Genomic DNA, 18912 nt, shown 5'->3' with positions numbered 1-18912 from the left:
GGGGGCTGCCAGGCGGGACCCGCTCGGAGGCGGGGGTAGCGGGTCCCGCCTTCGTATTCGCAAAAATATCAGTCCTGTTGCTTCGTCTCGACGCTTTTCCCGTCCGAGCTCCGCGACCGCTCCTCCATCCGGTCGGCTCCCTTCTTGAGGTCGCTGCCTTTCTGGGACTCCACCTTCTTCTCTTCGCGGGCGGTGCTTTCGCGAAGCTCGCGCGCGCCTTCCTTGCCCTGCGGTGTCGGTGCCTGTTCGATGCCCATCGTTTCCTCCATGCTTTCGCGGCTCGGACCGAGCGGTGATCGTCGGAAACGTGGGCTTGCCCTTCTGGTTCCGGGGCCTGCTCGCGCTGGCGCCGCTGCGGCCCGGACACAGGTACGAAAGGCGATGGGTCCGCACCGTCGAATGGGGGGTGACAGCGGGCAGCCGGGGCGCATAATAAGCGGGACGAAACCCGAAACGACGCCGAACAAGGTTCCTTGAGCATCCGAATGCCGCGAAAGCCTGCCAGCGCATTCGTTTCCGCCTTCGCGCTGGCCATCTTCTGCCTCGTCGCGCGGCTGCCCGCGCATGCCACGGAAATGGTCGCGCCCGGAGAGAGCGATGCGGTCGAGGCGGAGGTTCGAGGACTTTCGCCGGACGACCTCCTCAACGTCCGCGCCACCGCCTCCCCGACCGGTCTCGTGCTTGCGCGCATTCCCAACGGATCGCTCCTGCGGCGCCTGGATTGCGCGGACTTCAGGGGCTACGAGTGGTGCCGGGTGGAAATAGACTACCCGGAGCACCTCGTCGGCTGGACCCCTTCCCGATACCTGAGGGTCGGCGCGGCGCCGGGTTCCGACGAAGACGATGCTGGGGTCAAGCCGCCCCCGGTGGAGAAGTTCGACCGTTCGCAGATCGTCGCCGGCATCCTGCCCGATCCCCTGCCGAGCCTCGGCCTCGAAGCGGACGAAACCTCCGGTCAGGACGAAATCCGCACCGTGCTGCTTTCCCCGTCACCCGGTTCGGGCTCAGACCCAATGCTTGCCTTCGACGAGGAGCGGGAAAGCCGAAAGATCGACGCGGCTGCCCCCGCTTTCGCGCTCGCGATGGCCGCGAGGAATGCGCCCTTCGCGGCCGAAGTGTTCACGCCGGAGGGCGGCTCCGCGACACCGCCTGAAGCGGCTGACGGGACGGACGGCACCCTTTCCCTCGTTCCGATCCCGACTCCGCGTCCGCTCCGGTACGGCGAGGAGCCGGTGGCCGAGACCCCAGCTCCGGAGACGCCGGAAATCCCCGTCCAGGATCTTGCAGAATTCGCCCTGAAGGAGGCAGCCGAACTCCCCACGCAGGAGGCCATGGACGTCTATGAGCGGGAAGTCGCAGGCGCCCCGGCGTCGGGGATCGCGGATGCGGCGGCGCCGGAGGTGGCGCAGGTTCCCGCACCAGCCGCGGCCGAATCATCCGCGGAGGAGGCTGTGGACGTCCCCGTGCGGGAGATGGCCGCGCTGGAGCCGATAGAGGCTCCCAGGGGACTCGTCGATGCGGCGCTTTCGGTTCTTTTCCCGAAGGAGCGGCAGTCGCCGCCGGCCGCGGTTGCCGAGGAAGCCGCTCCGCGCGGGGCCGGCGCCGGCATCGCCGCTGCTGACGGCGCCGGAGTCCCCGCCACAGAGGCGTCCGGGAACGCCGCCGAACCGCCGGCGGCCGATGAGCCCGATCCCATCATCGTTGCGCAGACGGCGGTCGCGATGCCGCAGCAGGCGCAGGATGCATCCACCGAAATTCCCTGCGCGCGTTATGTCGGCCAGCCGATGACCCGTTGCGAAGCCAGGATCGCACGCAGCCAGAACGGAGACGCCGAGGTGACGGTGCTGTGGCCGGACGGCGGGTCGAGGGTGATCCGGTTCCGGTCCGGAAAGCCGGACGGGTCCAACACGCTGCAGGAATTCCGCTTTACCCGGGAAGCCGACCTCAACATGATCCGGATAGGCGTCGGCGAGCGGTTCGAGATCCTCGACGCCCTTCCGCTCGGGCGATAGTCTTGTACCGACCCGCCCTCGGCGGGTTATACTTGCGGTCACGGAAGTATGGGACAGGCCATGTTCCTGACTGAGGCGCTGCGCGGATGGGTGGGCAGCCGAGCCCTCGCCGGGGCTCTGGCAGCATTCCTCTTTCTCGTTCACGGGTTCGCCGCTGCGCGCGCATCCGGTTACGGCGAGGCGCCCGTCCTGCGCGGCGTCGCGCTCACCATCGGAAACGGCGACTACGCGGCCCTCCCCTCTCTCGCCAATCCGCCACAGGACGCCGACGCCATCGAGGAATTGCTGTCGGACCTCGGCTTCGATGCCGTGCGCCGCACCGACCGCGACGCGGACGACCTGCGCAAAGACCTCGACCGCTTCGTCGAGGATGCGGGGGACGCGGACGTGGCGGTGCTCTATTACGCCGGCCACGGCATCGAAGCCGGCGGCGAGAATTTTCTCGTCCCCGTCGACGCCGATCTCGCGTCGCTCGACGCCGCCGGCGAACGCCTGGTTCCGCTCTCCGATATCCTGAACCGCCTGCGACAGACCGTCCCGGTCACGATCCTTCTGCTGGATGCCTGCCGCGACAATCCGTTTCCCCCGACGGCGACCCTGCGGGTCCGGCCCGATGCGCCGGCCGAGCCGCTATCGGCCGGCGGTCTTGGCCAGACCCGCGGCGTACGCGCGCTCGATGCGGCGGCGCCGAAAACAGGCAGTCTCGGCATGGTGATCGGCTTCGCGGCCGAGCCGGGCATGCCGGCGCTCGACGGCGACATCGGCGGCCACAGCCCCTACGCGGCCGCGCTGCTGCGCCACATAGACGCCATGGCCGGCGAGGAGTTCGGCACCGTCATGCGCATGGTTGCCGAGGAGGTCTATCTGAAGACCGGCGGCCGGCAACGCCCCTGGACGAACGAGAGCCTGAGGCGGCTCCTCTATCTGGGCGACCGGCCGGACCCGGTCGAGGGCGCCGAGGGAGAGATACTGACCGAGCGCCGGCAGTTGCTCGTCCACATTGCCGCGCTGCCCGACCCGCAGCGCGCGCAGGCCGAAACCCTGGCCCGCAGCGGGCAGGTTCCCATGAGCGTCGTCTACGCCATGATGCGCGCCGCCGGGCTCGACCCCACCGACGACCCCCAGAAGATCGAGGCTCGCCTGAAGGCCGAGCTCGAACGCTTCGCCGAGCTTCGCCGCACCCGCAACGCAATGGAAAACCCCGATCCCGAGATCGAGCGCCTGACGCGCCTAGCCGACGAGGCCGAACTCGAAGGCGCGCTCCACGCCGCCGACGATTTTCGCGAACAGGCGAAGCAACGCGTCGCCTCCCTGCGTGACACGCGGCTTGACCAGCTGGAGGCGCTTCGCCAGCGCTTTTTCGAGGATGCCGAGGTTTTCGCCCGCAGCGCCGAAACGAAAAAGCTCCTGTTCCGCTTCGAGGATGCTGCCCGCGACTACGGCGGGGCGCGCGAGATCGTCGCCGAGGTCGACCGGGAAAAGGCCCTGCGCTACGGCCTCGAGGAAATCGACGCCTACCTCACCCATTCGGAGCTTCAGGGCTCGTCCGGATCGCTCGATCGCGCCGAGGCGCTCACCCGCGAGGCGCTTGGATCGAGCAGTGGGATTCCCCCCGCGATCGAAGCGGAACTCTCCCACAGGCTCGCGCTGATCCTTTTGCTGCGCAGTTCGCGCGCGGGCGACATGTCGGCCTTCGACGAAGCGCTGGGCCTCCTGGCGTGGGCGCTTTCGGTCGGCGAAGATCTTGCACCGGCTCAACGCGGCCGCATCCGCCTCGACCATGGTCGCGCCGTCGGCCAGATCGCCCTTGCGAAAGGGGATTTTTCGTCACTTACCGGTGCAGAAGCCGACTTCGAACAGGCAGCTTCGCTGGCACGACAGGCAGGCGACGAGGCTTTGGAGGCGGAGGCGCGCTTCAGGCAGGTGCAGTCGCTGTATTTCCGCTGGGCGGCGGCGCCCGATCCGGCGCTGCTGCAGGACGTGATCGGTCATATGGACAGCATGATGACGCTGCTGCCGGACGACGAGACGGCCGATGCGCTGGCCGCCCGCTACATCGCCAACGCCACCTACATCGCGCTCGACGTCGCCATGCGCCAGAACACGCCGGATGCACTCTCGATCGCCGGCGACATCAACGGAGCGGCGCTCGACATCTTTCCGGACGACCGCTTCCCCCTCATCGCGGCCGAATTGAAGAGCATGGCCGGCCGCATCGCGCTCGAATGGGCGGAGCGGTTCGGCGACGGCTCGGGCCTGTTGCAGGCGGAAGTGGTTCAGAGGGCGGCACTCGAAACCTTCCGCCAGGCCGAAGCCGCGGCGCCGGCGGGGGAGGCCGAATGGCGGCTCGGCATGACGCTTTCGGCAATAGGCCGGCGCGAACCCGGCAACGAGCGCCTGCGCGAGGCGATCGACATCTTCGAACGGCTCGGCAAAATCGCCACCGCGAGCGCCAACGCGGGGCTGAGAAATCAGGTCGACTTCGAAGCCGCCCGTACCCGATCCGCCCTCGGGCGCAAGACGGCCGATCCCGACAGGCTGCGGGAAGCTGCCGAAACGTTCGAGCGCCTGAAGCAGGCGGTTGCGCCCGGCACTCCCGACGGCACGCTGCGCCTCGACATGGAACTCGGCACGACGCTCGCAGCACTCGCCCGCCTGTCGGGCGACACGGCGGAGCTCCGCCGCGGCACGCAGCTACTGGCCGAAAGCGTGGCCCGCAACGAAGCCCTCGGCGCTCGCACCGCGAACATCGGGCCCTTCCTAGAACTCTACCAGAACTACGCCGATGCCGCCGCCGCGCTGGCGCTGGTGACGAAGGACCCCGCCGAACTCGAAACCGCGATCGCCGCCCACGGGGAACTGCATTCCATGTTCGGCGAGATCGGCAACGTCCAGGGCAGCGCGCTCGCCGCCAACGGTCTCGCCTACCTCCTGGTGACCGCTCTGCGTCTCGACTTCGACCCCGCCCGCCTCGCCCGCGCCGAAGAGCTGGCCGCCGAAGCCCGCGCCGGCTTCGCCGCGATGCCGCAACTCGCCGGCTACCTGGAAAACACCACCTGCGAAATCCGCACCGAACGCGCCCGCCACGACCGCGACCTTGCCATCGCGAAGGAGGCACTGGCCGAGTGCCGACACGCGCTTGAGCTCCTGACCGCCGCGCAGCAGACGGATGCGGTCGAAACGGCGAAGACGAGCGTCGAACGGGCGTTAGAACTGTTGGAGAATTTAGGGGATTGAACGCGACGCGGTTTCTGTTTTCGTCTCCCGCAAAAAAACTCTATATACTCTCGTATTGAACAAACGACCCTAATTGCATTTGGCCTACCGATGCGTGGATTTTTCATCATCCACCTTGCTTGCTGTTCGTGATTCTTCCATAATTCTGTTAGAAACAGCAAGATTGTAAAAGAATGTCAACAAATCCTGCCGCGCGTTCTCACCAGCGCACGCGCGCCATCCCCGGATTACAGAAGTTTGCAGACACAGTTGGTAGGAGCGCCGAAGCGGATCTCCATCGCATCGACGAGATAATACACAATGCACGAGCTGCTTGGGTCGCATTACTTGGCGCACTGGTCTTCGCCAGCATTACGCTCGCCAGCGTGCGTGACATCGCCTTTTTCTCGACCTCAGAACGCACGCAATTGCCCATTATAAATATATCAGTTCCAGTCGCCTCTTTCTTTTTGACCGGTTCATTGATCATAGCTGCACTCTATGTTCATTTTCACGTCTATATAGAGCGACTGTGGCAGGCGCTCGGTACTATACCCCCCCTTGTGGATCGCCAGCCAATCGCGGATCGGATTCATCCCTGGCTCGTCACAGATGCTGCACTCCGCTGGCGCGACAGCTTGCGTAACGCCGCAGACGAAGACCGAGCGTCCGCCCCGCGCGCCGTGGCGATTGTTGGCAATGTGACCGCCATCGTATTGGTGTGGATGTTCGGGCTATTCATCATCGCCTGGTTCTGGTGGCGTTCAATGCCTGCGCATGATCCGACCATGACAGGGTGGATAGCCGTCGTATTCGTAGTAACGATGGGAGTCTTCTTGCGCAGTGGCACTGCTGCATATGCCTATCTAGCTCAGCGAATACCGCACCCTCGTTGGTGGGCAATATTTGTTCCCGCCGCGATAACGATAGCGGGACTTACACTTCTAAGAACAAGTATCGACTTGTGGAGCGGACAAGACCGGACGACGGTAATGAAACTATTCCAATGTGACTCAACCGAGAAGAAGAGGGATATTTGTTGGAGTAAGGTGCAGCTCCGAATTGACTTCTTGCGTCCCGCGCGGGCGGATCTAAGAGAAGTAGTCTTCACAGAAAAGCCAAAGGATTGGCTCGGCCTCGAAATTGCCGAGGCAGAATTCCGAGTCCGCTGGTGCAACGAGAAGCGTGGCGTTTCTTGCTCCAATCCGCTGGCAATAGGCCACGGCGCCTTAGCTGCATACGACGAAGAGCTTTTTCAAAGGGAGTGGAAAAGGCGTCGGAGTGCTTTACTAGACGCCATGACAAAGCCCGACTTGCGCGGAAAGGACCTGCGTGGGGCAATACTTACTGGAGCAAGTTTAGAAGGCGCAAATCTAACCAGGGCTATTCTCGAGGGTGCAGACCTCAGCGGAGCTAGGCTCGAAGGCGCAGACCTCTACAGAGCCAACCTCAGCGGTGCCGTCTTTGGCCAAGCAGACCTTGAAGGTGCGGATCTCAGCGGAGCAACCCTCGACGGCGCGAGCCTCAGCCAGGCAAATCTAGAAGGCGCTGACCTCAGCGGAGCAAGCCTAGAACGCGCGAATCTTTTTCGGGCAAATCTCACCAGCGCAATCCTTGTTAAGGTAAGACTAAATGACGCAATTCTCAACGGAACAAGTTTGGAACGCGCAAGCCTTGATGGCGCAGATTTGGTAGGTGCCAACCTTGACGGCGCAAACCTCAGCTACGCGTCGCTGATCGGGATACCCGGACATCCACTTGCCCTCAACCATACCTCCTTGAGGGCATCGTTATGGAGGTTCTCAGTTCTGAAGAGCGTCGACATAAGCGCGGTAGATGTACGGGAATTGCAGGAGTTCCGTACAAGCTTTGGAGACGGTTCTGTGAAAGCACCAATGAGTTACGAATTGCCATGCCAATGGAAATCAGAAGAACTGACGGAGGAAGCGCTTTTTGGCGGCTGGCGCGGTTGGCGTGCCCTAAATGGCGACAAACTATCTGAACTTATCGGCTATGCCTCCATCCCCCACCCCGAGGCTGCGGTCCCGCTCCTCTCGAACCCCCAGAACCGGCCGCTTCTCCACCCGGCGAATAGTCCGCCCTACCCCCATATTTCCGGGGTTCCCTCCCCCTTCGTCCTCCCCTATAAGGCCCGCCTAGCCTGACAGATTCCCCTCGCGCACCGGCCGGGCCTTTCCCCGCGTCCGGCGCTACGCGCAGGGCTAGCAAAGCGGATTCCCATGCCAAGACGCACCGATATCTCCTCCATCCTTATCATCGGCGCGGGACCCATCGTCATCGGCCAGGCCTGCGAGTTCGACTATTCCGGCACCCAGGCCTGCAAGGCGCTGAAGGAGGAAGGTTTTCGCGTCATTCTGGTCAATTCCAACCCGGCCACCATCATGACCGACCCGGAATTGGCCGACGCGACCTATATCGAACCCATTACCCCGGAAGTCGTGGCAAAAATCATCGCGCGCGAGCGGCCGGACGCGCTGCTGCCCACCATGGGCGGGCAGACCGCGCTCAACACCGCCCTGTCGCTGCGCCGCATGGGCGTGCTGGAGCGCTACGGCGTCGAGATGATCGGCGCCAACGCGGACGCCATCGACATGGCGGAGGACCGCTCGCTGTTTCGCGAGGCCATGGCCCGCATCGGGCTCGAGACGCCGCGCTCCTGGCTCGCCAACGCCAGCGAGGTCAAGAACGAGGACCGCACGCGCCACGAGGCCGAACGCGCCGCGCTGAAGGCGTCGGCGCCGGACGATCTCGACACCGCGCTCGACGACCTGGAGACGCGCTGGAACCTCGGCGAGGGCGACCGCAAGCAGCGCTACATGAGCCACGCCATGGCGGTGGCGGCCCAGGCGCTCGACCATGTCGGACTGCCGGCCATCATCCGCCCCTCCTTCACGCTTGGCGGCACGGGCGGCGGCATCGCCTACAACAGGGCGGAATACTTCGACATCGTCGCCAACGGTCTGGACGCCTCGCCCACCACCGAGGTGCTGATCGAGGAGAGCGTGCTCGGCTGGAAGGAGTACGAGATGGAGGTTGTCCGCGACAAGGCGGACAACTGCATCATCATCTGCTCGATCGAGAACCTCGACCCGATGGGCGTGCACACCGGTGATTCGATCACGGTCGCCCCGGCGCTGACGCTCACCGACAAGGAATACCAGGTGATGCGCAACGCCTCGATCGCGGTGCTGCGCGAGATCGGGGTGGAGACCGGCGGCTCCAACGTGCAGTTCGCGGTCAATCCCGCCGACGGGCGGCTGGTCGTCATCGAGATGAACCCGCGCGTGTCGCGCTCGTCCGCGCTCGCCTCCAAGGCCACCGGCTTCCCGATCGCCAAGGTCGCGGCCAAGCTCGCGGTCGGCTACACGCTGGACGAACTGGAAAACGACATCACCGGCGGCGCGACGCCGGCCGCCTTCGAGCCGTCGATCGACTACGTGGTGACGAAAATCCCGCGCTTCGCCTTCGAGAAATTCCCGGGCGCGGAGCCGGTGCTCAACACGGCCATGAAGTCCGTCGGCGAGGTCATGGCGATCGGCCGCACCTTCGCCGAATCCCTGCAGAAGGCGCTGCGCGGGCTGGAGACGGGGCTGACCGGCCTCGACGAGATCGAGATCCCCGGCATCGGCGTCGGCGACGACCGCAACGCAATTCGCGCCGCGCTCGGCACCGCCACGCCCGACCGGCTGCGCATGGTCGCGCAGGCGATCCGCATGGGCACCTCCGTCGGCGAGGTGCATGCCATGTGCGCCATCGACCCGTGGTTCCTGGAACAGATCGCCGCCATCATCGCCATGGAGGCGCGGGTGCGCGAGCACGGCCTGCCGCAGGACGCGGCGAACCTGAGGATGCTCAAGTCGATGGGCTTTTCCGACGCGCGGCTGGCCTCGCTCGCCCGCAAGGACGAACAGGACGTCGCGCGCCTGCGCGGCCGGCTCGGCGTGCATCCGGTCTACAAGCGCATCGACACCTGCGCGGCCGAGTTCGCCTCGCCGACGGCCTACATGTACTCGACCTACGAGAGCCCCTTTGCCGGCGAACCGGCCGACGAGGCCAGAGTGTCGGACCGCCAGAAGGTCGTCATCCTCGGCGGCGGACCGAACCGCATCGGACAGGGCATCGAGTTCGACTACTGCTGCTGCCACGCAGCCTTCGCGCTCGCCGAAGCCGGCTACGAATCCATCATGATCAACTGCAATCCCGAGACGGTGTCAACCGACTACGACACCTCCGACCGGCTCTATTTCGAGCCGCTGACAGCGGAGGACGTGCTGGAGATCCTGCGCGTAGAGAAGGCAGCCGGCACGCTGGTGGGCGTCATCGTGCAGTTCGGGGGCCAGACGCCGCTGAAGCTCGCCGAGGCGCTGGAGAAGGCCGGCATACCGATCCTCGGCACCTCGCCCGACATGATCGACCTCGCGGAAGACCGCGATCGCTTCCAGAAGCTCCTGACCCGGCTCGGCCTCATGCAGCCGCGCAACGGCATCGCCTATTCGGTCGAGCAGGCGCGGCTGGTGGCCGGCGAACTCGGCTTCCCGCTGGTGGTGCGCCCCTCCTACGTGCTCGGGGGCCGCGCCATGCAGATCATCCACTCGGAGGGCATGCTGCAATCCTACCTGCTCGACACGGTGCCGGGCCTGGTGCCGGAGGACATCAAGCAGAAGTATCCCAACGACAAGACGGGCCAGATCAATACGCTCCTGGGAAAGAACCCCCTGCTCTTCGACACCTATTTGTCGGGCGCGATCGAGGTCGACGTGGACTGCCTGTGCGATGGAACCTCCACCTATGTCGCCGGCATCATGGAGCACATCGAGGAGGCCGGCATCCATTCGGGCGATTCGGCCTGCTCGCTGCCGGTCCATTCGCTGGCTCCGTCGCTTGTCGACGAACTGGAGCGCCAGACGGCGGCACTCGCCAAGGCGCTTCACGTCGGCGGCCTGATGAACGTGCAATATGCGGTCAAGGACGGCGATATCTACGTGCTGGAGGTCAACCCGCGCGCCTCGCGCACCGTGCCCTTCGTGGCCAAGACCATCGGCAAGCCCATCGCCAAAATCGCGGCGCGCATCATGGCCGGCGAGAGCCTCGACGACGCCTTCGCGCATTACGGCGACAAGCCGGACCCGCGCGCGCTCGGTCACATCGCGGTCAAGGAGGCCGTCTTCCCCTTCGCCCGCTTCCCCGGCGTCGACACGCTTCTCGGCCCCGAGATGAAGTCGACAGGCGAGGTGATGGGCATCGACACCGACTATGCGCTCGCCTTCGCCAAGAGCCAGCTCGGCGCGGGCGTCGACCTGCCGCGCTCGGGCTGCCTGTTCGTGTCGGTGCGCGACGAGGACAAGGCGGCCGTGCTGCCCCCAGTCAAGCGGCTGGCCGATCTCGGCTTTCGTGTGCTCGCCACCGGCGGCACGGCACGGTTCCTGCGCGAGAACGGCGTCGATGCGGAAAAGATCAACAAGGTGCTCGAAGGACGCCCCCATATCGAGGACGCCATCCGCAACCGCCAGGTCCAGCTCGTCTTCAACACCACCGACAGCCAGACCGCCGTCTCCGATTCGAAGTCGCTGCGCCGCGCCACGCTGATGCAGAAGGTGCCCTACTACACCACCATGGCCGGTGCCGCCGCCGCGGCGGAAGCCATCGCGGCGCTGAAGGCGGGCAGCCTGGAGGTACGGCCGCTGCAGTCGTACTTTTCCTGATGCGCGGCGCACGACCTCCTTTCCCCACTCGGGCGTTTGCAGGCGCTTGACTTGAAGCCGCGCACGCACCTATATCGCCGCCTGTCGTGGGCTTCGGCCCGCGGGCGGGCGCGTAGCTCAGCGGGAGAGCATTCGCTTCACACGCGAAGGGTCACAGGTTCAATCCCTGTCGCGCCCACCATCCGGAAACTTCCAGTCACCTTCCAGCCTTCCGCCGCGTGACAAGCGCGGCTCCTTCCGCTAGGGTCCGACTCGTCCGGGGCTAAGTCGCCCACTGGTTTGCGGGAGAGAGCCGAAAGGCCGCCGAAGGGGAAATCGCCCGAAATCTCTCAGGCAAAAGAACCGTCAGCCGGAAGGACGCTCTGGAAAGTCGGGGTCATGCCCGCGCCGAAGGTGTAAGCGCAGCCGACAGGGTTCCGGTTGCGCAAGTCTCTCAGGCTTCCGACAGAGGGGCACGAATCGTCCGCATTCCGCGGCCGATCGTGCATGCCTCTGGAGAAGCAATGACCGGCCAGGAAAGCCTCAAAACCCTCCCGCTCGGGGATCTTCACCAACATGCAGGCGCCCGCTTCGGCGGCTTCGCCGGTTGGTCGATGCCGATCACCTATCCGCTCGGCGTCATGAAGGAGCATCTTCACGCACGTCAGAAGGCCGGGCTCTTCGACATCTCCCACATGCGCCTGTTCGTGCTGTCCGGCCCGGACTGCGAGGCAGCGCTTTCGAAATCCTGTCCGCTCGTTCCGGCCGACATCGCCGTCTCGCGCTCCCGCTACACCTTCCTCCTGAACCCGGACGCCGGGATCATCGACGACCTGATCGTCACGCGGCTGGGCGCCGATCGCTTCATGATCGTCGCCAATGCAGGGAACGCGGCTATCGACGAAGCCGAACTGAAGGCGCGCGCGAAGGGGCTTCACGCGGAAATCGAACCGCTCGACCGTGTGTTCCTGGCCCTTCAGGGTCCCGCCGCCGAGGCAGCGCTTGCCCGCGCCGGCGTGGACACCGGCGATCTGCACTTCATGCAGGGCATCGAACCGCGCGAAAACTGGTTCATGTCCCGCTCGGGATACACGGGCGAAGACGGGTTCGAGATCGCCCTGCCCGGAGCCGACGCGCGAGCGTTGGTAGCCATGCTACTCGCCGACGACGACGTCGAGTGGATCGGGCTTGCCGCGCGCGATTCGCTGCGGCTCGAGGCGGGCCTTTGCCTGCACGGGCAGGACATCACGTCCGCAACGACACCGGTCGAAGCCGGGCTGCTCTGGGCGATCCCCAAGCCGCTGCGGGAGGGCGGACCTTACGTCGGCGCCGAAGCGCTGGCCGCGGCGATCGCCAAAGGGCCGGCGCGCCGGCGCGTCGGGCTGAAGGCCGAGGGCCGACAACCGATCCGGGCCGGCACGCAACTCATGGATGCAGACGGCGAGCCGACCGGCGAGGTCACTTCCGGCGGCTTCGGTCCGTCGGCCGGCCACCCGGTCGCCATGGGTTACGTCCGCGCCGACCTCGCAGCTCCCGGCACGCAGCTCATCGCCGAGATCCGAGGCAATCGGGTCGGACTTTCCGTCGCACCCCTCCCCTTCACGCCGCATCGCTACCGCAGAGGATGAACCGCATGGCCAAGACCTACTTCACCGAAGACCACGAGTGGATCCGCCTCGACGGCGACATCGCCACGGTCGGTATCACCGATTATGCACAGGAACAGCTGGGCGATCTGGTCTTCGTCGACCTGCCGGAAAAGGGCAAGGAGCTCGCCAAAGGCGATACCGCCGTTGTCGTGGAATCGGTCAAGGCGGCGTCGGATGTCTACGCGCCCTGCGACGGCGAGATCACGGACGTGAACGAGGCGCTTTCATCCGAACCGGCCCTCGTTAACTCCGCCGCCAAGGGCGACGGCTGGCTCTGGAAAATGCGGCTTACCGATCCGTCGCAGCTCGACGGGCTGATGGACGCCGACGCCTACGCCAAGCACGTCGCATAGGGAGAACTCGATGGCCGCCTCGTACCACGCCGCCACCTTCGCCGACCGTCACATCGGCCCGCGCCCGGAAGACGAACGCGAAATGCTGAAGAGGCTCGGCCTCACCTCGCGCGAGACGCTGGTCAGCCAGGCGATCCCGAAGTCGATCCGGCTCGACCGCCCGCTCGATCTGCCTCAGCCGGCCAGCGAAGCCGAGGCGCTGGCCGAGCTGTTGACGATGATGACCAGGAACGTCGTCGCGAAAAGCTTCATCGGCCAGGGCTATCACGGAACCTTCGTTCCGCCCGTCATCCAACGGAATCTGTTCGAGAATCCCGCCTGGTACACGGCCTACACGCCCTATCAGTCGGAGATCAGCCAGGGACGGCTCGAACTGCTCTTCCACTTTCAGACGCTGGTGACCGAACTGACCGGACTGCCCGTAGCGTCCGCCTCGCTGCTCGACGAGGCCACCGCCGTGGCCGAGGCGATCGGCGTCGCGCTTCGGCACCACAAGGACAAGCGCGCCCGCGTCGCGCTCGCAGGGACCCTGCACCCGCAGGTGCTCGATGTCGTGCGCACGCGCATGGAAGCGCTCGGCGTCTCGGTCGTCGAGGGCGAGGCGGACGCCGACACCGCCGCGCTGGTCGTGCCGTGGCCCGACACCTTCGGCGTGTTCGGCAATCACACGGCCGCCATCGCAGCGGCGAAGAAGGCCGGCGCGCTGGTCATCGCCGTCGCCGATCCGCTTGCGCTGACGCTCGTCGAGGCGCCGGCAAGGATAGGCGCCGACATCGCGGCCGGGTCCATGCAGCGCTTCGGCGTGCCGATGGGCTTCGGCGGGCCGCACGCCGCCTATCTCGCCGTGTCGGAGCCGCTGACCCGCCTGATGCCAGGCCGCCTGATCGGCCAGTCGGTCGACCGCCACGGTCGCCCCGGCTACCGGTTGGCCCTCCAGACCCGCGAACAGCACATCCGCCGCGACAAGGCGACGTCCAACATCTGCACGGCGCAGGCGCTGCTGGCCAACATGGCCGCCGCCTACGCGATCTGGCACGGCCCCGAAGGACTTCAGTCGGTCGCGCGCCACGTGCACGCGCTTGCCTGCCGCTTCGCTGTCGCCGTCCGCGCCGAAGGCCACGGCACCGCCGGCGACGCCTTCTTCGATACCGTCGTCGTGCACGCGAAGGGCAAGGCAGCGGAACTGGCGCTGGCCGCCCGCAAGGACAGCCGACTCCTGCGCGTGATCGATCCCGACCGGATCGGCGTCACCTTCGACGAGACGTCGACCGAGGGGGATCTCGCCGCGCTCTGCGCCCTCTTCGGCGCCACGGCACCAAAGGAAGCGCCCGCCACCCTGCCCTCCACGCGTCCGCTGAAGGGGTTTCTCTCCCAGCAGGTTTTCCACGAAAGCCGTTCGGAAACCGAGATGATGCGCTTCCTGCGCCGGCTTGCCGACAAGGACCTCGCGCTCGACCGGGCGATGATACCGCTCGGGTCCTGCACGATGAAGTTGAACGCCGCGGCGGAGATGATGCCGGTCTCGTGGGGGAGTGTCGGCGCCATGCACCCCTTCGCGCCGGCCGAATACACGGCGGGTTACAAGCGCATGACCGACGATCTCGAGCGCTGGCTGGCCGAGATCACCGGCTTCGACGCGGTGTCGCTCCAGCCCAACGCCGGTAGCCAGGGCGAATATGCCGGGCTGCTCGCCATCCGCCGTTTCCACGAAGCGAACGGCGGCAAGACGCGCGACGTCTGCCTCATCCCCTCCTCCGCCCACGGAACCAATCCGGCGAGCGCAACCATGGCCGGCCTGCGCGTGGTGGTGGTCAAATGCACCGCCGAAGGCAACATCGACGTCGCGGATCTCGAGGCGAAGGCGAAGCAGCATGCCGACGCGCTCGCCGCCCTGATGATCACCTATCCTTCCACGCACGGCGTGTTCGAGGAAGGCGTGAAAGACATCTGCGCGCTGGTCCATGCGCATGGCGGACAGGTCTATCTCGACGGCGCCAACCTCAACGCCATGGTCGGCCTCGCGCGGCCGGGCGACATCGGCGCCGACGTCTGCCACATGAACCTGCACAAGACCTTCTGCATCCCGCATGGCGGCGGCGGTCCCGGCGTCGGCCCGATCGGCGTCAAGGCGCACCTGGCCGACTACCTGCCGGGCCATGCCGAATGGGGTTCCAGCCACGCCGTGGCGGGAGCGCCCTATGGAAGCGCCTCCATCCTGCCGATCACATGGATGTACATCCGCATGATGGGCGCGGCCGGCCTGAAGCACGCCACCGAGACGGCGATCCTGTCGGCGAACTACGTCGCGGAACGGCTGAAGGACCGTTTCCCGGTGCTCTATTCGGGCCGCAACGGCCGTGTGGCGCACGAATGCATCATCGACACGCGCGTCCTCAAGGAGACGGCCGGCGTGAGCGTCGAGGATGTCGCCAAGCGCCTGATCGACTACGGATTCCACGCGCCGACCATGTCGTGGCCGGTCGCCGGAACCCTGATGATCGAACCGACCGAATCGGAGCCGCTGGCGGAGATCGACCGCCTCTGCGACGCCATGATCGCGATCGCCGAGGAAGCCCAGAGGATCGCGGACGGGCATTGGCCGAAGGACGACAATCCGCTGGTCAACGCCCCGCACACCGCGGCCGAGGCGCTCGCCGCAGACTGGCCGCACCCATATTCGCGCGAACGGGCGACCTTCCCGCTGGGCGACATGGCGTCAGCGAAATACTGGCCGCCGGTCTCGCGCATCGACAACGTCGCCGGCGACCGCAATCTCGTCTGTTCCTGTCCTCCCGTCGAGGCGCTGGCAAGCTAGCCAGCCCCGCAAGCGAGGCGGCCCGGGCTGTCTTGCTTCGTTGCAGGCGAAGAACACCGGCTGAGGCGCGGTCCGAGGATCGACGGTCCGCGCTTCCGCACCCGAATGGAGGAGTTCTGTTGCGTTATTGATGTGCATCAACGAATCCGCCTTCCGGAGGTGCTTCCTTTCCGTTTCCCGAACAGGAAGGATACGCTGATGTCAGTCTCAAGCTTGAAGAAGGCCTTCATGGCCGGTGCGCTGTTGATGATGGTGGCCGGTCCCGTCGCGGCCGACGACGATGACGATTGGAGCGGGTCGGGTCCGCGCTGGGGCATGGGTCACATGATGGGGAGCCGCGGCGGCCCGATGATGGGCTATGGCTGGGGCGGCCCGGATACGATGCTCGATCGCATCGATGGCAGACTTGCCTTCATGCGGACGGAGCTCAAGATCACCGACGAGCAGACGCCCGCCTGGGAGGCATTCGCGTCCGTCGTGCGCGACACGGCCGAGACGCACAATACGCTGATGCGTTCCACGATGGAGGAAGTCTGGAGCGGTGATTTCCAGAAGAAACCGCTTCCGGAGCGCCTATCAATCCAGGAAACACATCTGGAAGCCCGTCTCGAACAGGTGAGGCAGGTCAAGGAAAAGGCGGACGCGCTCTATGCCGTGCTGGATGACGAGCAGAAGAATGCGGCCGACGACGTGGTGCTGCCGATGATGGGCATGGGCCATGGCCGCGGCTTCGGACGCGGAATGATGCCGTTCCGCGAATAGAAGCTGGCATTGGGATGGGAGTTCGCGCGGTCCGCAGCCCGGGTGTCGGGGCGGACCGCGCTCATGAATTCCCCATGGACTGCGACTTCGAGACCGAGGGAAAGGTCATGCGGCGTCATGCCTGCAGTCGCCAGCGCAGCAACCAGCGCTCGATCTGCGACAGCATGAGAGCCGAAGCCAACCCGATCAGCCCGAGTATGACGATCCCCGCAAACAGGTCGGCCGAGCGGAAGCTGCGAGCGGCCAGCATGATCCATTGTCCGAGTCCGGTGCGGCTGGTCAGCATTTCTCCCACGATCGTAATGATCAGCGCGACCACCAGTCCCACCCGCATCCCGGACAGGATGTCCGGCAACGCGTTCGGCAGCGCGATGATCCGCAGGTAGCTGAAGCGGCCAAGCCGCAGCATGCGGCTGACCTCGACCAGGCGCACGTCGACGGCGGCAACGCCGTAGGCAGTGGCGAGCAGCATCGGCCACACCGCGCCGAAACCTACCGAAGCGAGAACCATCGCGTCGGACAGGCCGAAGAAGGTGATCGCCACGGGGATCGCTGCAGAGGCCGGCAGCGGCCGCAGCAGTTCGAGGGTAGGCATCACATAATTCCGCGCGAAGGCCGAGATACCGATCCATGCGCCGACCATGATCCCGAGCACCGACGCCAGCAGCCATCCCAGGAAGATGCGCTCCAGCGTTTCCGCGGTGGCGGAAGCCAGCCGGCCGTCTTCGAAACCATTGGCGAGGGCGTTGAAGGCGGCGAGCGGCGGCGGCAGAAACACCGGCGCCACCAGCCGGTAGGCACTGATCAGATGCCACAGGAAGACGAGCAGCGCCGCAAAGCACACGCTCGCCAGGCCCCAGAGGAGGTCGCGCTGCCTCATCGCCTGGGTCCAGTGAAGTTCATGCGGCGCAGCACGATGCCTTCGATCCGCACCAGCAGGTAGTTGAAGCTCCATCCGACGATGATGAGCCAGACGAGGTAGGCGAACATCCACTCTGGCCGCAGCGCCTGCTGCGCGATCTGCATTCCGTAGCCGAGGCCGAGCGGGTTCACCGCCACTTCGACGGTGACCGCCACGATCAGCGAAACGGTGGCGGCCAGGCGGAGCGCGACGAAGATCCGCGGCAGGGCGGAAGGCAGAACGATCTTCCAGATCGCCTGAGCGCGCGACATCCCGAGCACGCGCGCCACCTCCAGCAGGCGCGGTTCGATACCGGCGACCGCTGCGCGCGTGAGCACGAGAACGGTCCAGACGACGCCGAAGGCGACGACCGCGATCTCGAGCCGGAAGCCCAGCCCGAAGACCAGCATGAAGAGAGGAATGATGGCGACGGAAGGCACCGGCCGGACGAGTTCGATCGAAACGGTCATCAACCTGTTGAGCACGCCGGAGAGGCCAAGAACGATGCCGGCGAGAATCCCAGCGGAACCGCCCACGAGCAGGCCGCCAAGCGCGGCGCCCAACGTCTCGAGCGTGGCTCGGATCATTGATCCATCCGCCAGCGCCTGCAGCAGCGATGCCAGGATCTCCACGGGACTCGCCAGGGCGTCGCTCTGGATGCCGTATGTGGTGGCGGCAAACTGGGCGGCGGCAATCACGGATACGGGGAGGATGGCGCCCCTCCAGTTCATGACGCCGGCTCGCGTTCCGTGTCCCTGATGAAGTCATACAACTCGCGGCGGATCCGCAGGAACTCCGGGTCCTCCGGAGTCGCGACCTGGTCGCGGGGCCGGCCGATCCGAACGTCGAACACCTTGCCGATCCGTCCCGGATTGCGCCTGAGGCCGATCACGCGATCCCCGAGATAGATCGCCTCCTCGAGGTCATGCGTGACGAAAAAGACGGTCATGCGCTGCTGCATCATCAGCCGCTGCAGTTCGTCCTGCAATCCCTGGCGGGTCATGGCGTCGAGCGCGCCGAAGGGCTCGTCCATGAGCAGCACCTGTGGCCTCTGCGCCAGGCTGCGCGCGATCTGCACGCGCTGCTGCATGCCGCCCGAGAGCTCCGACGGAAACTTGCCGCCGTCGCCTTCCAGGCCCATCAGGGCGATAAGGTTTGCGATGATCGCTCCCCGCTCCGCACGCGGCGTGCCTGCGGCCTCGAGCGCGAGCTCGATGTTCCCCGAAACCGTTCGCCACGGCAGGAGCGCCTTTCCGTAATCCTGGAAGACAATCGCGATCTCGGGCCGCGGCCGGGCGATGGCCTGACCCGCATAGGAGACCACCCCTTCACTCGGTGGATGAAGTCCGGCGATGAGACGCAGCATCGTCGTCTTGCCGCAGCCGGAGGCCCCGACCACGCAGACAAACTCTCCTTCCGCGATGTCGAGGTTCAGGCCCTCCAGCACCTGCTTGCTGCCGAACGCCACTCCGGCGTCCCGAAAGCTGATCAGCGGAGTCATC

Annotated in this window: 12 protein-coding genes, 1 tRNA gene and 1 riboswitch; of the genes, 9 read left to right on the top strand and 4 right to left on the bottom strand. The window is 65.9% G+C overall.

All coding sequences use genetic code 11. The features are described 5' to 3' along the window. Window positions 1-68: 68 nt before the first annotated feature. Window positions 69-257, bottom strand: a complete 189-nt coding sequence (locus ABGN05_RS14610) for a hypothetical protein (RefSeq protein WP_367954766.1) — start codon at window positions 255-257, stop codon at window positions 69-71. A gap of 228 nt (window positions 258-485) precedes the next feature. Here ABGN05_RS14610 and ABGN05_RS14605 point away from each other — a divergent pair, with 228 nt between their 5' ends. From ABGN05_RS14605 to ABGN05_RS14565, 9 genes are all read left to right on the top strand, one after another. Beyond that, a complete protein-coding gene (locus tag ABGN05_RS14605) occupies window positions 486-2012 on the top strand; it encodes a hypothetical protein (RefSeq protein WP_367954765.1) in 1527 nt (508 codons plus the stop codon). A 60-nt stretch (window positions 2013-2072) separates the two neighbouring features. Further along, entirely contained in the window at window positions 2073-5249 is a 3177-nt protein-coding gene (locus ABGN05_RS14600; protein WP_367954764.1) for a caspase family protein, read from the top strand. Window positions 5250-5422: 173 nt separating this feature from the next. Then, a complete protein-coding gene (locus ABGN05_RS14595; protein ID WP_367954763.1) occupies window positions 5423-7393 on the top strand; it encodes a pentapeptide repeat-containing protein in 1971 nt (656 codons plus the stop codon). Window positions 7394-7468: 75 nt separating this feature from the next. Continuing rightward, the gene (carB, locus tag ABGN05_RS14590) at window positions 7469-10951 is read left to right on the top strand and encodes a carbamoyl-phosphate synthase large subunit (RefSeq protein ID WP_367954762.1); all 3483 of its coding nucleotides are present in this window, start codon (window positions 7469-7471) and stop codon (window positions 10949-10951) included. A gap of 106 nt (window positions 10952-11057) precedes the next feature. After that, window positions 11058-11132: transfer RNA gene (locus tag ABGN05_RS14585), tRNA-Val, on the top strand. Between the two features lie 91 nt (window positions 11133-11223). Further along, a riboswitch (glycine riboswitch) is annotated at window positions 11224-11306 on the top strand. A 148-nt stretch (window positions 11307-11454) separates the two neighbouring features. Further along, a complete protein-coding gene (gene gcvT / locus ABGN05_RS14580; RefSeq protein WP_367954761.1) occupies window positions 11455-12558 on the top strand; it encodes a glycine cleavage system aminomethyltransferase GcvT in 1104 nt (367 codons plus the stop codon). Window positions 12559-12563: 5 nt separating this feature from the next. Further along, entirely contained in the window at window positions 12564-12932 is a 369-nt protein-coding gene (gcvH, locus tag ABGN05_RS14575) for a glycine cleavage system protein GcvH (protein WP_367954760.1), read from the top strand. 10 nt (window positions 12933-12942) lie between these two features. Next, the gene (gcvP, locus tag ABGN05_RS14570; protein ID WP_367954759.1) at window positions 12943-15747 is read left to right on the top strand and encodes an aminomethyl-transferring glycine dehydrogenase; all 2805 of its coding nucleotides are present in this window, start codon (window positions 12943-12945) and stop codon (window positions 15745-15747) included. 198 nt (window positions 15748-15945) lie between these two features. Next, window positions 15946-16509 carry a Spy/CpxP family protein refolding chaperone gene (locus ABGN05_RS14565; RefSeq protein WP_367954758.1) on the top strand — a complete coding sequence of 188 codons (564 nt, stop codon included), beginning with the start codon at window positions 15946-15948 and terminating at the stop codon, window positions 16507-16509. A 115-nt stretch (window positions 16510-16624) separates the two neighbouring features. Here the strand turns inward: ABGN05_RS14565 and ABGN05_RS14560 are convergent, their stop codons facing one another. From ABGN05_RS14560 to ABGN05_RS14550, 3 genes are read right to left on the bottom strand one after another with little or no spacing between them, the layout of a single operon-like run. Further along, window positions 16625-17389: an ABC transporter permease gene (locus ABGN05_RS14560; protein ID WP_367954757.1), complete on the bottom strand. Its 765-nt coding sequence runs from the start codon at window positions 17387-17389 to the stop codon at window positions 16625-16627. Next, window positions 17386-18141 (bottom strand): ABC transporter permease, encoded by a 756-nt coding sequence (locus ABGN05_RS14555; RefSeq protein WP_367954756.1) that lies wholly within the window; start codon window positions 18139-18141, stop codon window positions 17386-17388. The genes ABGN05_RS14560 and ABGN05_RS14555 overlap by 4 nt, the downstream gene beginning before the upstream one ends. Continuing rightward, window positions 18138-18911 (bottom strand): ABC transporter ATP-binding protein, encoded by a 774-nt coding sequence (locus ABGN05_RS14550; protein ID WP_367954755.1) that lies wholly within the window; start codon window positions 18909-18911, stop codon window positions 18138-18140. The genes ABGN05_RS14555 and ABGN05_RS14550 overlap by 4 nt, the downstream gene beginning before the upstream one ends. Window position 18912: the final 1 nt, after the last annotated feature.

Origin of the sequence: Aquibium pacificum, assembly GCF_040839445.1 — a bacterium.
In the GTDB taxonomy this organism is placed as follows: domain Bacteria; phylum Pseudomonadota; class Alphaproteobacteria; order Rhizobiales; family Rhizobiaceae; genus Aquibium; species Aquibium pacificus.
The sequence above is the reverse complement of the archived record's forward strand: the minus strand, read 5'-3'. Positions and strand labels throughout refer to the sequence as shown.